This window comes from Polaromonas sp. YR568, from assembly GCF_943369415.1.
Lineage (GTDB): Bacteria > Pseudomonadota > Gammaproteobacteria > Burkholderiales > Burkholderiaceae_C > Polaromonas.
Map to the genome: position 1 here is coordinate 13,836 of NZ_CALRNF020000001.1, position 14,301 is coordinate 28,136.

Here is a 14,301-nt window from a genome sequence, read left to right on the forward strand (position 1 = left end):
ACGTTCGCGCCATCAACGGCCGTAAGCCCGCCATCAAGGCAGCGTCGTCGCCTGTCCGATAATCGGCGCAAGCTGCGGATTCCCGTGCCGGTTCCGCCCCGGCGTCGGGGCTGTTGCACCTCCCTACCAGGCAAAAACACCGTCTTCGCATGACACCTATTTCCGACACGCGGCACGCCTTCGACGTCCTCATCATCGGCAGCGGCCTGGCGGGCCTCACGGCCGCGCTCTTGCTGGCCCCGGGCCGGCGCGTGGCGGTCGTCACCAAGCGCGAACTCAACGACGGCTCCAGTGCCTGGGCGCAGGGCGGAATGGCTGCCGTGCTGGCCGAAGACGACACGCTGGAGCAGCACGTGAACGACACCCTGGTTGCCGGCGCGGGCCTGTGCGACCTGCCGGCCACACAGGCCGTGGTGCAGGGCGCGCCCGATGCCATCGCCTGGCTGCGCGGGCTGGGTGTCGCCTTCTCCGAAGACGCGGAACACCCCGGCGAACTGCACCTGACCCGCGAAGGCGGCCACAGCCGGCGCCGCATCGTGCATGCAGCCGACGCCACCGGCGCGGCCGTGCAGCGCACGCTGATAGAACGTGTGCGCGCCGAACCCGGCATCACGCTGCTCGAGCACCACATGCTGGTCGACCTCATCACCGACCGGCAGCTCAAGCGGCCCGGCAAGCGCTGCCACGGCGCTTACGTGCTCGACACCGCGAGCGGCGAGGTGCTGACCTTCAGTGCCGGCCAGACCATTCTGGCGACCGGTGGCGCGGGCAAGGTCTACCTCTATTCCACCAACCCCGACACCGCCACCGGCGACGGCATTGCCGCCGCCTGGCGCGCGGGCTGCCGCGTCGGCAACATGGAGTTCATCCAGTTCCACCCGACCTGCCTCTACCACCCCGAGGCCAAATCCTTCCTGATCACCGAGGCCGTGCGCGGCGAAGGCGGCAAGCTGCTGCTGCCGCCCTCGGCCGGCGGCGGGCGCTTCATGCCGGCGCACGACGCGCGCGCCGAACTCGCGCCGCGCGACGTGGTGGCCCGCGCCATCGACTTCGAAATGAAAAAGCACGGCCTGGACTGCGTCTACCTGGACATCTCGCACCAGAGCCCGGCTTTTTTGCGGGAACACTTTCCCAACATCCTGCAACGCTGCGCCGAACTGGGCATAGACATCACGCGCCAGCCGATTCCGGTGGTGCCGGCCGCGCATTACACCTGCGGCGGCGTGGTGACTGACCTGGCCGGGCGCAGCGACGTAAAAGGCCTCTATGCCATCGGCGAAACCGCCTGCACCGGCCTGCACGGCGCCAACCGCCTGGCCAGCAACTCGCTGGTCGAATGTGTGGTGCTGGCGCGCGCCGCCGCGGATGCCATCGCGGCCGAAGCCACCGCCGAAACGCCGGCCTTGCCGGCCTGGGACGACAGCCAGGTCACCGATGCCGACGAGGCCGTGGTGATCTCCCACAACTGGGACGAACTACGCCGCTTCATGTGGAACTACGTGGGCATCGTGCGCACCACCAAGCGGCTGGAACGCGCGGCGCACCGCATCGCCCTGCTCGATGCCGAGATCCAGGAGTTTTATGCCAACTTCCGGGTCACGCGCGACCTGCTGGAGCTGCGCAACCTGGTGCAGGTGGCCGACCTGATCGTGCGCTCGGCCCATGGCCGGCATGAAAGCCGCGGCCTGCATTTCAGCCGGGACTACCCTGAAACGGCCGAGGCCGCCGTGCCCACCATCCTGGTGCCGCCGGCCTACGGCGCGAACTGATCAGGCGGCAGACGTGGCTTCGGCCAGGTCGGCCGGTATCCAGCCTCGCAGGCTGTTCACAAAGGCCAGCGCCTGCACGCGCGGCAAATCCTGCAGCCGCACCACGGCTTCATCCACACGGCCTTCGCGCAGCGCGCAGGCGCGCCCCACGCCGGCAAGCAGGCCGCAATACAGCGGCGGTGTCACCCAGCGGCCGTCCAGCAAGAAGGCCACGTTGCCGCGCGTGCATTCGGTGAGTTCACCCTCGGCGTTCCACAGCAGGGTGTCGAACACATCGGGCTGCGTGGGCGTGAAGGCATCGTAGTGCGCGCGCCGTGTGGTCTTGAAGCGCACGAATTCGCCGTGCGCTTCGTCGAGCGCGCGTCCCGCCAGTTGCAGGCGCACGCGCGCCGGTGAGGCCGGCAGCGCATAGGCTTCGGCCTGCAGCTGCCCGTGCGCGGCCAGCAAAAGCCGCACGCGCCAAGCACTCTGCGGATGCTGCTGCGCCAGCGACTGCAACGCCGCCTCAGCCTGCCGGGCATCCCATGGATAGCCGAAATGCCGAGCCGCCTCGCCCATGCGCGCCAGGTGGGCCTCCATATCGCGCAGCGTCCCGTCGAAGAGCCCCAGCGTTTCGAGCAACTCAAACGGCGCGCTCGCACGTTGCACAAAGGCCTGCTTGAGGCCCCATTCGCGCCACTCGCCTTCGGCCGTGGCGCCCGAGGTGATGCCGCTGCCTATGCCGCAGCGGGCCTCGTTGCCGCGCAGGGTCACGGTGCGTATGGGCACATTGAAGGTGGCCGCGCCGCCGGGGCGCAGTACCCCATGGCGCCGCAGTACACCCCGCGCGGCGCGGCTTCCAGCGCATGGATGGCCCGCATGGCGCCCGCCTTGGGCGCGCCGGTGATCGAACCGCAGGGGAACAAAGCCGCGAACACGTCGGCCAGGCTGCAGCCGGGCCGCGTGCGCGCCTCGACGTCCGAGGTCATCTGCCACACTGCGGGCAAAGCCTCGGTGTGGAACAGGCGCGGCACGCGCACGCTGAAGGGTTCGGCGATGCGCGACAGGTCGTTGCGCAGCAGGTCCACGATCATCACGTTTTCGGCGCGCTCTTTGGGTGAGTTGCGCAGGGCCTGGGCCCGCGCGGCATCGTCCTCGGGATTCATGCCGCGCGGCGCCGTGCCTTTCATGGGCCGCGTGAGCAGCCTTTCGTCGCGCCAGTCGAAAAACAACTCGGGCGAGACCGACAGCAGTTGTTCCTCGCCCGTGTCCAGAAAAGCCGCATAGCCGCCGGGCTGTGCGCGCTGCAAAGCGTGGAACGAGGCCAGCGCCGTGGCGCCGCCCGCATCGCCGCTGAGCACACCGCGCATCTGCGCCGTGAAGTTGACCTGGTAGTACTCGCCATCGGCGATCGCGCGCTGCAATTCGGCGAGGGCGGCGTCAAAAGCCGGGCGCGTCATCGGCTCTTGCCACTGCACTTGCGGCGATGCCTCTTGTGTGGGCTGAGGCCACGGCAGCGCGACGTCATGCACCGCAAACCAGGCGAGCGGCCCCTCGGCCGGGTGCACAGCCAGCGCGGTATCAAAAGCGGGTGCGGCCTCATAGCGCAGGTAGCCCACGCACCAGGCGCCCCGCTCCGCAGCGGCCTGCGCGGCGTCCAGCACCGCACGCACGTCTTCGGGCCGCCGCGCCACCAGCACTTCGCCTGGCGTTCCGAAAGCCAGTCTCAGGCGCGGCGTGTCAGGCTGGCGAGGGTCGGCGAAGTCGATGAGCGCCGAGACAGGGCCTGTCACTTGAATCAGGCCGCGCCCATGTGCGGCACCAGCCCCGCGACCGGCCGCCCCGCTTTCAGGGCTTCGGTGAAGGCCAGCATGCGGTCAATCGGCAAGCGCGCGCGCAGGCCCAGCGCCGCATCGACCGTGACCTCGTTGGCGCCGCTTTCAAGCACCTGCGCCAGTCCGGCCAGCCCGTTCATGGCCATCCAGGGGCAGTGCGCGCAGCTTTTGCAGGTGGCGCTGTTGCCGGCGGTGGGGGCTTCGATAAAAATCTTGCCGGGGTTCAAGGTTCGCAGTTTGTGCAGCATGCCGCCGTCGGTGGCGACGATGAATTCCGTCGCGTCCATCTCCCGCGCGGCCTTGAGGATGGCCGAGGTGGAGCCGACGGCGTCGGCCAGGGCCACCACGTCGGCCGGCGATTCGGGGTGCACCAGCACGCGCGCGCCGGGGTGTTCGGCTTTGAGGGCCTGCAGCTCAAAGGCCTTGAACTCGTCGTGCACGATGCAGGCGCCGTTCCAGAAGACCATGTCGGCGCCGGTCTCGCGCTGGATATAGCCGCCCAGGTGGCGGTCCGGCGCCCAGAGGATTTTCTGCCCCAGGTCCTTGAGCGCGCGCACGATGTCCAGTGCACAGGCGGAGGTGACCACCCAGTCGGCGCGCGCCTTCACGGCGGCGCTGGTGTTGGCGTAGACCACCACGGTGCGGTCGGGATGGGCGTCGCAGAACGCGCTGAATTCATCGACCGGGCAGCCCAGGTCCAGCGAGCAGGTCGCGTCCAGGTCGGGCATCAGCACGCGCTTTTCGGGCGAGAGGATTTTGGCCGTCTCGCCCATGAAACGCACGCCGGAGACCACCAGGGTTTGCGCCGCGTGGTCGCGGCCGAAGCGCGCCATCTCGAGTGAATCCGCCACCAGGCCGCCGGTTTCTTCCGCAAGGTCTTGCAGGTCCGGATGCACGTAGTAGTGCGACACCATGACGGCGTTGCACGCCTTGAGCAGTTCGCGAATGCGGCTTTTGAGCGACTTGCGTTCGGCCTGCGTGGGCTCGGCCGGCACGCGGGCCCAGGCCTGGTGCGTGCTGCAGGCGCCGGCCGCTTCGGGTTGCTCGTAATCGATGCGGATGGGCGCCAGGGTTTGCATGTTTACACCGCCTGCGCGTCAAAACGCATCGAAAAATCAATCGCCCGCACGTCCTTGGTCAGCGTGCCGACGGAGATGCGGTGCACGCCGGTTTCGGCCAGGATGCGCAGGCCGTCCAGCGTGACGCCGCCCGAAATTTCCAGCACGGCGCGGCCGGCGTTGATGCGCACCGACTCCTTCAGGTTGGGCAGGCTCATGTTGTCCAGCAGGATCATGCGCGCGCCGGCGTCCAGCGCCTGGGCCAGTTCATCGAGATTTTCGACCTCGATCTGCACAAAGTCGGCCTGCGCCGCGACCTCGGCCGCGCGCGCCAGCACCTGGGCAATGCCGCCGGCCGCCGCGATGTGGTTTTCCTTGATCAGCACCGCGTCATACAAACCGACACGGTGATTGACGCCGCCGCCCGTCACCACCGCGTATTTCTGCGCCAGCCGCAGGCCGGGCAAGGTCTTGCGGGTGTCGACGATCTGCGCGGGCGTGCCCTTCACGATGTCGACGTAGATCGCCGTCTTGGTCGCGACGGCGCTGAGCAGTTGCAGAAAATTGAGCGCGGTGCGTTCGGCAGAGAGCAGGGCACGGGCACGGCCGCGCACCTCGAAGACCACCTGGCCGGCTTCGCAGCGCTCGCCGTCCTTGACATGCCAGATGAGTTGCGCCTGCGGGTCAAGCTGCCGCATGGTGGCCTCCACCCAGGCGGCACCGCAGACAACGGCGCTTTCGCGCGCCACCACCTGGGCCCGCGCCTGGCGCGCCGGGTCGATCAGGCCCGCCGTCAGGTCGCCCGCGCCCACGTCTTCGGCAAGCGCGCGCGCCGCGTCTGCCTGCGCCAAAACAGCGACCGCCTGAGCGGTGAAATCAAATGACTTTTTCATGAGCAATCTAAGATTGAAAGCACGCCATACCGTGCACTAAACTATTAAATAGAGCCGAAAACTGTCGCAAATGTTACAGCGACTGGCGCGTAGCCCCTTCGCCGCGATTTGCGGGGCGATTCATCCGCCCACAATGGCGCTCCCTGTTGCCCGATTCCACACACGCCCACCATGTTCAGAACCCTGCTCAAATCCAAAATCCACCGCGCCGCGGTGACGCATTGCGAACTCAACTACGAAGGCTCCTGCGCCATCGATGAAGACCTGCTGGACGCCGCCAACCTGGCCGAGAACGAGCAGGTGCACATCTGGAACATCAACAACGGCGAGCGTTTCATCACCTACGCGATACGTGCCGAACGCGGCAGCCGCATCATCTCGGTCAACGGCTCGGCCGCGCGCCGTGCCGCCGTGGGCGACCTGGTCATCATCGCCGCATTCGCGCAGGTGCATGAAGAACACGTCAAAGGCTTCAGCCCGAAGCTGGTGTTCGTGAACCCGGACAACCGCATCAAGGAAGAGCGCTCCACCATCCCGGTGCAGCAGGCCTGAGCCCTAGCGGCCCGCCGCAATGCGCGGCCGCGTTCCTTACCCCGTCTCTCACACAAGGCCCCATGGACAACGCAGCGATGACCCGGCGCAGCCTGCGCCACGTGTGGCACCCATGCACGCAGATGAAGCTGCATGAATCACAGCCGCCCGTGCCGATTGCGCGCGCCCAAGGCGTATGGCTTTACGACTTTGAAGGCAACCGTTACCTGGACGGCATCAGCTCGTGGTGGGTCAACCTGTTCGGCCATGGCCATCCGCACATCAAGGCGGCGCTGCGCGACCAGCTGGACACCCTGGATCACGTGATGCTGGCCGGCTTCACGCACGCGCCCGTCGTGGAACTCTCCGAGCGCCTGGGCGCGCTGACCGGCCTGGGCCATGCCTTCTACGGCAGCGACGGCGCCAGCGCCACCGAGATCGCGCTCAAGATGAGCGCGCACTACTGGCGCAACAGCGGCCGGCCGCAGAAAAACCGTTTCATCGGCCTGGCCGGCGGCTACCACGGCGAAACAGTGGGCGCGCTGGCCGTGACCGACATCGCGCTCTTTCGCGAAGCCTATGCGCCGCTCGTCCGGCTGGCCGCCATCGTGCCCAGCCCCGATGCGCGCGGCGCGCAGGCGGGCGAAAGCGGGGCGGACGTTGCGCACCGCGCGGCCGCAGGCCTGCAGGCCTGGCTGGAACAGCACCACGCGCAAACCGCAGCGCTCATCGTCGAGCCGCTGGTGCAGTGCGCCGCAGGCATGGCCATGCATGACCCGGCCTACCTGCGCGAAGCGCGCGCGCTGTGCGACCGCTACGAAGTGCATTTGATCGCCGACGAAATCGCCACCGGCTTCGGCCGGAGCGGCACGATGTTCGCGCACCAGCAGGCGGGCATACGGCCCGACTTCATCTGCCTCTCCAAAGGCCTGACCGGCGGTACGCTGCCGCTGTCGGCCGTGCTGACCACCGACGCGGTCTACGAAGCTTTTTTCGACGACGACGTGGCGCGCGGATTTTTGCATTCGCATTCCTACACCGGCAACCCGCTGGCCTGCCGCGCGGCGCTGGCTACCCTGGAACTGTTTGAGCAAACCGACGCGCTGGCGCGCAACGCCGAAACAGCGCAGATGCTGGACAAGGCTTTCGCGCCGCTGACCGGCCACCCGGCCGTGCGCAACGCCCGCAGGCTGGGCATGATCTGGGCCTGGGACATCAAACCCGGCCAGTTGCCCCACTTCGCCCGCCGCTACGCGCAGCACGCCATGGCGAACGGCGTGCTGCTGCGCCCCATTGGCCAGACGATTTACGCGATGCCGCCCTATGTGATGGATGCGGAATCCGCGCAGCACCTGGCGCGCGGCGCGCTGGCGGCGCTGAAGGCCACGCTGGCCGAAGAGGGAAGCACCCATGGCTGAAGCCGCGCGCAGGCCGCTCTCGCTGTTCGTGACCGGCACCGATACCGGCGTGGGCAAGACCCTGGTCAGCGCTGGACTGCTGCATGCGTTGGCCCGCCACCATGTGCGCGTGGTCGGCATGAAGCCGGTGGCGGCGGGCACGGTGAATGTCGATGGCGTAGACGTGAACGAAGACGTGGTCGCGCTGCGCGCCGCCTCCACCTGCCGCGTGCCGCCCGAACTCGACAACCCGGTGCTGCTGCCCGACCCGGTGTCGCCGCACATCGCCGCGGCCCGCGCCGGCCGGCCCATTCGCATCGCGGACCTGGTGGCCTGCCAGCGCCGGCTCGCGCTGCTGGCCGACGCCGTGGTGGTGGAAGGCGCGGGCGGTTTCCAGGTGCCGCTGTCAGACAGCGAAACCGGCGCCGACCTGGCCGAGGCACTGGGCCTGCCCGTGGTGCTGGTGGTGGGCCTGCGGCTGGGCTGCCTGAACCATGCGTTGCTCAGCGCCGGCGCCATACGCGCGCGCGGCCTCACGCTGGCAGGCTGGGTGGCCAACCACGTGGACGCCGCCATGCTCGCGCAGGAAGACAACATCGCCTTCCTGCGCAAAAAACTCGATGCGCCGCTGCTGGCCACCATCGCCTGGCAGGCCGTGCCCGACCCGCGCGCGGTCGCTTTTGACCTTCCCCCCGCATGGCAATGACGTCCGCTTCCTGGCTCGATGAATTTCCGGCGCGCCTGGCCGAACTGGACGCCGCGCACCTGCGCCGCAAGCGCCGTGTGGTGCTGCCCGAAAGCGGCGCGCGCCTGACGGTCGACGGCCAGAGCATGCTGGCTTTTTGCAGCAACGACTACCTGGGCCTGGCCACGCACCCGGCTTTGGTGCAAGCGGCCTGCGAGGGCGCGCAGGCTTATGGCGTGGGGGCAGGCGCTTCGCCGCTGGTCAGCGGCCACAGTGCGGCCAACGCGGCGCTGGAGCAGGAACTCGCGGCCTTTGTCGGCCTGCCGCGCGCGCTGTATTTTTATGCCGGCTATGCCACCAACATCGGCATCGTGCCGGCGCTGGTGGGCGCCGGTGACGCGATTTTTTCGGATGCGCTCAACCATGCCTGCCTGATCGACGGCGCGCGGCTGTCACGCGCGCAGATACACCGCTACGCGCACGCCGACCTGGACGCGCTGGCGAACGAACTCGCGCGCAGCGAAGCGCCGCGCAAGCTGGTGATCAGCGATGCCGTCTTCAGCATGGACGGCGACAGCGCCGACATTGCCGCGCTGCTTGCGCTGTGCGAGCGCCACGATGCCCTGTTGCTGCTCGATGACGCCCACGGCTTTGGCGTGCTGGGGCCGCAGGGTCGCGGCAGCCTTGCGGCCGCCGGGCTGCACGGCGCGCGGGCCTCGCGCCGCGTGCTCTACATGGCCACGCTGGGCAAGGCCGCCGGTGTGGCCGGTGCTTTTGTGGCGGGCGACGAGGCGCTCATCGAGTGGCTGCTGCAAAAAACCCGCAGTTATATCTTTGCCACGGCCGCGCCCGCGCTGCTGGCGAGCGCCCTTCGCGCCAGCCTGAAGGTCATCGAACAGGACGAGTGGCGGCGCGCGCATTTGCAGCGTCTTATTGCGCGCCTGCGTGATGGCCTCACGTCGGGCCTGCGGGGCAGCGGCTGGCAACTCTCGGCTTCGCAAACCGCCATCCAACCGCTGCTGATAGGCCCCAACGACCAGTCCCTGGCCGTGATGGAAGGCCTGCGCGCGCGCGGCATCTGGGTACCCGCGATACGCCCGCCCACGGTGCCCGAGGGCACGGCGCGGCTGCGCATTGCACTGTCGGCGGCGCACAGCGAGGCCGACGTCGGCCAATTGATCGAAGCCCTGGCCGCGCTGGCGAAGCAGGCCGCTTGATCACCCCGCAAATCTCTTCAGCTAGACTCCAAAACCCATCCCCGGAAGGAAGACACATGTCCCACGTTGCAGAACAAACCGTTACCTTGCACCGCCCCCGGCCCAAGGCTGAGCCAGCCCCCGCCGGCGACCAACGCTGGAGCGTGGACGCCATCGAGGCGCTGTTCAACCTGCCCTTCCCTGAACTGATGCACCGCGCGCAGACCGTGCACCGCGAAAACTTCGACCCGACGCGCATCGAGTTCGCCACGCTGCTGTCGGTAAAAACCGGCGGCTGCGCCGAAGACTGCGGCTACTGCCCGCAGGCCGCGCGCTACGACACCGGCGTGGAAGCCAGCAAACTCATGGAGCCGGCCGAGGTGCTGGCCGCCGCGCAGCGCGCGCAGGCCGCCGGCGCCACGCGCTTTTGCATGGGCGCGGCCTGGCGCTCGCCGAAAGACCGCGACATTGAAAAAGTCGCCGAACTCGTGCGCACCGTGAAAGCCCTGGGCCTGGAGACCTGCGCCACGCTGGGCATGCTGGAAGACGGCCATGCGCAAACCCTGCAAAGCGCCGGCCTGGACTATTACAACCACAACCTGGACAGCGCGCCCGATTTTTACGGCGACATCATCACCACGCGCGACTACCAGGACCGCCTGGACACGCTGGCGCGCGTGCGCAGCGCCGGCGTCAAGGTCTGCTGCGGCGGCATCGTCGGCATGGGCGAGACGCGCCGCCAGCGCGCCGGCCTGGTGGCCGAGCTCGCCAACCTCACGCCCTACCCCGAGTCGGTGCCCATCAATAACCTCGTGAAGGTCGAAGGCACGCCGCTTGCCAACCAGGCCGACCTGGACCCGTTTGAATTCGTGCGCACGATTGCCGTGGCCCGCATCACCATGCCGACCGCGCGCGTGCGCCTGTCGGCCGGCCGCCAGCAGATGGGCGACGGCGTGCAGGCCCTGTGTTTCCTGGCCGGCGCCAATTCGATTTTTTACGGCGACAAGCTGCTGACCACCGGCAACCCCGACACCGAGGCGGACGTGAAGCTGCTCGAACGCCTGGGCATGAGCCGCTCGGCGCCCGAGATCCGTTAAGCCCGTAACAGCAGACCCTGCCTTGTCTGGGCTCTCTAAACCGCGCGCCAAAAAGCACGGTGAAGCTGGTTAGACTCTCGCTAAATTCCGGACCCGCCCCATGACGACCCCTGCCAATACTTCCGTCACGCCTTACGGCACGCTGCCGCCTTCATCCACGCCGTCGGCGCGCAAGCCGCTGAGCCTGCCGCGCCTGCGCGAGATGCATGCGCACGGCGAAAAAATCACCATGCTGACGGCCTACGACGCAACCTTCGCGGCCGTAGCCGATGCGTCGGGTGTGGAATGCATCCTGGTGGGCGATTCGCTGGGCATGGTCTGCCAGGGCCTGACCAGCACCGTCGGCGTGACACTGGAGACCATGCGCCACCACACCGAATGCGTGGCCAACGGCCTGCGCCGCTCGCAGGCCACGGCCTGGCTGATCGGCGACCTGCCTTTCGGCAGTTACCACGAATCGAAAGAGCAGGCCCTGCGCAGCGCCGCGGTGCTGATGCAGGCCGGCGCCCACATGGTCAAGCTGGAAGGCGGCGGCTGGACAGCCGAGACCGTGCGCTTCCTGGTCGAGCGCGGCATTCCCGTCTGCGCCCACCTGGGCCTGACGCCGCAGACCGTGCATGCGCTGGGCGGCTACCGTGTACAGGGCAAGGGCGACGAAGCCGGCGCACTGCTCAAGCGCCATGCGCATGAACTGCAGGACGCCGGCGCCGCCATGGTGGTGCTTGAGATGGTGCCTGCGGCGCTGTCGGCCGAACTGACCAAAGAACTCGCGCACTGCCCCACCATAGGCATAGGCGCGGGCGACGGCACCGCCGGCCAGGTGCTGGTGCTGCACGACATGCTGGGCATGAACCTGGGCAAGATGCCGAAGTTCGTGCGCAACTTCATGGAAGGCGCCGACAACAAGACCGCGAGTGTGCGCGGCGCCATGGAAGCCTATGTGCGCGCCGTGAAAGACGGCAGCTTTCCGGTGAACGCCACCCACGCGTGGTGAGCCCCGCCCCCTTGCGCCCCCCCTTTTCTGGAGACATGATGCAGATCGTCCATACCATCCCCGAGCTGCGCGAGGCCCTGAGCCCTTTCAAGCGGCCGGCCTTTGTGCCCACCATGGGCAACCTGCACGATGGCCACATCGCCCTGGTCAAGCAGGCCAAGCCGCTGGGCGACGTCACCGTCTCCAGCATCTTCGTGAACCGCCTGCAGTTCGCGCCGCACGAGGACTTCGACAGCTACCCGCGCACGCTGGATGCCGACGCCGAGCGCCTGAAGGCGGCCGGCTGCAACGTGCTGTTCGCGCCGCTGGAAAAACACCTCTATCCCGAGCCGCAAACCTACAAGGTGCACCCGGCCACGGACCTGAGCGACATCCTTGAGGGCCACTTCCGGCCCGGTTTTTTCATCGGCGTGAGCACCGTGGTGCTCAAGCTGTTTTCCTGCGTGTTCGCCGGCATGCCTTCGGGCATCGCGGCTTTCGGCAAGAAGGACTACCAGCAGGTCATGGTGGTGCGCCGCATGGTGCAGCAGTTCGCGCTGCCCATCGAGATCCTGGCCGGTGAAACCCAGCGCGCCGAAGACGGCCTGGCGCTGTCGTCCCGCAACGGCTACCTGAGCGCCGCCGAGCGCGCCGAGGCCGTGGAACTGTCCAAAGCCATACGCGCGCTGGGCGAAGCCGCCCGCGCCGGCGGCACGCCCGACCTGCCCGCGCTGGAAGCCCAGGCCATGCAGGCGCTGGCGCGCCGCGGCTGGAAGCCCGATTACCTGACCGTGCGCCGCCGCGCCGACCTGCTGGCGCCGCAAGGCCCGCTGGCCGGCGAACCGCTGGTGGTGCTGGGCGCGGCCAAGCTGGGCAGCACGCGCTTGATCGACAACCTGGAAATCTAGTCCGCCGGCATGAGCGCGCCGTCCATCCGCCTCGCGGCCCTGTCCGACCTGCCGGCCTTGGCCGCGCTGTTTGACGCCTACCGGCAGTTTTATGAGCAGCCCGCCGACGCGGCGCTGGCGCTGCGGTTTATCGGCGACCGCATGCGAAACGCGGAATCGGTGATCCTGGTCGCGCAGGCCGCGGACGCAGCGAAAACCATCGTCGGTTTCTGCCAGCTCTACCCGGGCTTCTGCTCGGTGATCGCCCAGCCGATCTATACGCTGTACGACCTGTATGTGGCGCCCGAAGCCCGCCAGACCGGCGCCGGCCGCGCGCTGATGCAGGCCGCCCACGAACACGCGCGGCAGCACGGCTTTGCGCGGCTGGACCTGAGCACCGCCAGAACCAATCATGCGGCGCAGGCCCTGTATGAATCGCTGGGCTGGGTGCGCGATGAGGTCTTCCTGTACTACAACAAGACAGTTTTGCCGGCGGCCTGATCAGGTCAAACGTGAGGGCGCATGCCGCCGGCCTTGGGGTATAAAGTTCACAGACAGGCGCCCACCCCACGTTTGCAGGAGTTCACCATGGCCATTCCCCACGCCGCATCCGGGCAGCTCATTGACGTCCAGCCACTGGCGGGCAAGCTCTCCGAGGGACGCACCGTCGCGCTGTTCAAAAGCGAGGAGCTGGAGGTCATGCGCCTCATCGTGCCGGCCGGCAAGTCCGTGCCCTCGCACCAGGTCAAGGGCGAAATCACCGTGCAGTGCCTGGAAGGTGAAGTGGCCTTTACCGCGAACGGCCAGACCCAGCCCATGAAAGCCGGCCAGCTGCTCTGGCTGGCCGGCGGCGTGCCGCACGGCCTGACAGCGGTGCGGGACGCTTCGCTGCTGGTGACGTTGCACCTGCGCAAATAAACACACCCCGGTGTGACGTGGAATTCAGGCCAGCTCGGCCGTCGGCCCACGGCCCATCAGCATCGTCACCGCTTCGGCGGGCTGCAGTTTGCCGTCCAGCAGGGCCACGACGCTTTGCGCAATCGGCATCTCGACGCCCAGGCCGGCGGCGCGCTGCACCACGGTGCGGGCGCAATACACACCCTCGGCGACATGGCCCAGTGAATCAACCGCCTGCGCCAGCGTCCGGCCCTGGGCCAGCAGCAGGCCGACCTTGCGGTTGCGGCTCAGGTCGCCGGTGGCCGTCAGCACCAGGTCGCCCAGGCCCGAGAGGCCGGTGAAGGTTTCGGCGCGGGCGCCCAGCGCCACGCCCAGGCGCGTCATTTCAGCCAGGCCGCGCGTGATGAGCGCGGCGCGGGCGTTCAGGCCCAGTTGCAGCCCGTCGCACAGGCCCGTGGCAATGGCCAGCACGTTCTTGACGGCACCGCCCACTTCCACGCCCACCACGTCGTCGTTGGCGTAAACACGCAGGGTGGCGCCGTGGAACGCGGCGACCAGCGCGTCGCGCACCTCGGCATGTTCGCTGGCGGCGACAAGCGCGGTCGGCTGGCCGCGCGCGACTTCCTGCGCGAAGCTGGGGCCGCTGAGCACACCCGCCCTCAGATCGGGAGCGGCTTGCGCGCGGATTTCATGGACCATCAACCCGAACGGGGAAGAAGATGCCGGCACTGCAGCTATGGGGGCCACGGGCGCCTCAAACCCCTTGCTGAGCCAGGCCACGGGCGCGCCCGCATGCTGCAGGCTTTGCAGCATGCCGCGGGCCGCCGAAACCGGCGTCGCGAGGATGATGAGGTCTTGCCCGTCCACCACCTGGGGCAGCGGCACATCGCCGCCCTGCAAAGCCAGGGCGGCCGGCAAGGCAATGCCGGGCAGATAGCGGGTATTGGTGCGTTCTGATTTCAGGCCGGCAAGTTGCGCCGCATCACGCGCCCATAGCGTGACCCGGTGGCGCGAAGCACTGCTGACGGCCAGCGCCGTGCCCCAGGCGCCCGCGCCGATGACCAGTATTTTCATGAGGACATCATGAGGCGGCCGGGGCGTTCA

13 protein-coding genes and 1 pseudogene are annotated in these 14,301 nt (G+C 68.3%); 10 read left to right on the forward strand and 4 right to left on the reverse strand.

Annotated features, from left to right (window positions below):
• Nucleotides 1-149 precede the first annotated feature (149 nt).
• Nucleotides 150-1,769 (forward strand): L-aspartate oxidase, encoded by a 1,620-nt coding sequence (nadB, locus tag ACLV74_RS00055; protein WP_411877319.1) that lies wholly within the window; start codon nt 150-152, stop codon nt 1,767-1,769.
• Here the strand turns inward: nadB and pabB are convergent.
• The 3 genes and pseudogenes from pabB to nadC all read right to left on the reverse strand — a co-directional run bounded on the left by pabB (nt 1,770) and on the right by nadC (nt 5,534).
• A pseudogene (gene pabB / locus ACLV74_RS00060) lies at nt 1,770-3,541 on the reverse strand (aminodeoxychorismate synthase component I).
• Between the two features lie 5 nt (nt 3,542-3,546).
• Nucleotides 3,547-4,662 (reverse strand): quinolinate synthase NadA, encoded by a 1,116-nt coding sequence (gene nadA, locus ACLV74_RS00065; protein ID WP_411877320.1) that lies wholly within the window; start codon nt 4,660-4,662, stop codon nt 3,547-3,549.
• Nucleotides 4,663-4,664: 2 nt separating this feature from the next.
• The gene (gene nadC, locus ACLV74_RS00070; RefSeq protein WP_411877321.1) at nt 4,665-5,534 is read right to left on the reverse strand and encodes a carboxylating nicotinate-nucleotide diphosphorylase; all 870 of its coding nucleotides are present in this window, start codon (nt 5,532-5,534) and stop codon (nt 4,665-4,667) included.
• 171 nt (nt 5,535-5,705) lie between these two features.
• On the opposite strand from nadC, the gene panD reads away from it, so the two are divergent.
• The 9 genes from panD to ACLV74_RS00115 all read left to right on the forward strand — a co-directional run bounded on the left by panD (nt 5,706) and on the right by ACLV74_RS00115 (nt 13,218).
• A complete protein-coding gene (panD, locus tag ACLV74_RS00075) occupies nt 5,706-6,086 on the forward strand; it encodes an aspartate 1-decarboxylase (protein WP_411877322.1) in 381 nt (126 codons plus the stop codon).
• 62 nt (nt 6,087-6,148) lie between these two features.
• Nucleotides 6,149-7,483, forward strand: a complete 1,335-nt coding sequence (locus ACLV74_RS00080; protein WP_411877323.1) for an adenosylmethionine--8-amino-7-oxononanoate transaminase — start codon at nt 6,149-6,151, stop codon at nt 7,481-7,483.
• Nucleotides 7,476-8,168 carry a dethiobiotin synthase gene (bioD, locus tag ACLV74_RS00085; protein ID WP_411877324.1) on the forward strand — a complete coding sequence of 231 codons (693 nt, stop codon included), beginning with the start codon at nt 7,476-7,478 and terminating at the stop codon, nt 8,166-8,168. The genes ACLV74_RS00080 and bioD overlap by 8 nt, the downstream gene beginning before the upstream one ends.
• On the forward strand, nt 8,159-9,364 hold the full coding sequence (gene bioF, locus ACLV74_RS00090; RefSeq protein WP_411877325.1) for an 8-amino-7-oxononanoate synthase: 1,206 nt from the start codon (nt 8,159-8,161) through the stop codon (nt 9,362-9,364). Before bioD ends, bioF begins: the two co-directional genes overlap by 10 nt.
• A gap of 56 nt (nt 9,365-9,420) precedes the next feature.
• Nucleotides 9,421-10,440, forward strand: coding sequence for a biotin synthase BioB (bioB, locus tag ACLV74_RS00095; protein ID WP_411877326.1), 1,020 nt, complete (start codon nt 9,421-9,423; stop codon nt 10,438-10,440).
• A gap of 100 nt (nt 10,441-10,540) precedes the next feature.
• Complete coding sequence (panB, locus tag ACLV74_RS00100) at nt 10,541-11,434, forward strand: 3-methyl-2-oxobutanoate hydroxymethyltransferase (RefSeq protein ID WP_411877327.1); 894 nt, start codon at nt 10,541-10,543, stop codon at nt 11,432-11,434.
• A 38-nt stretch (nt 11,435-11,472) separates the two neighbouring features.
• A complete protein-coding gene (gene panC / locus ACLV74_RS00105; protein ID WP_411877328.1) occupies nt 11,473-12,321 on the forward strand; it encodes a pantoate--beta-alanine ligase in 849 nt (282 codons plus the stop codon).
• 9 nt (nt 12,322-12,330) lie between these two features.
• The gene (locus ACLV74_RS00110) at nt 12,331-12,801 is read left to right on the forward strand and encodes an N-acetyltransferase family protein (protein WP_411877329.1); all 471 of its coding nucleotides are present in this window, start codon (nt 12,331-12,333) and stop codon (nt 12,799-12,801) included.
• Nucleotides 12,802-12,888: 87 nt separating this feature from the next.
• Nucleotides 12,889-13,218, forward strand: coding sequence for a cupin domain-containing protein (locus ACLV74_RS00115; protein WP_411877330.1), 330 nt, complete (start codon nt 12,889-12,891; stop codon nt 13,216-13,218).
• 24 nt (nt 13,219-13,242) lie between these two features.
• Here ACLV74_RS00115 and ACLV74_RS00120 read toward each other — a convergent pair whose 3' ends face one another.
• Nucleotides 13,243-14,271, reverse strand: coding sequence for an NAD(P)H-dependent glycerol-3-phosphate dehydrogenase (locus ACLV74_RS00120; protein WP_411877331.1), 1,029 nt, complete (start codon nt 14,269-14,271; stop codon nt 13,243-13,245).
• Nucleotides 14,272-14,301 lie beyond the last annotated feature (30 nt).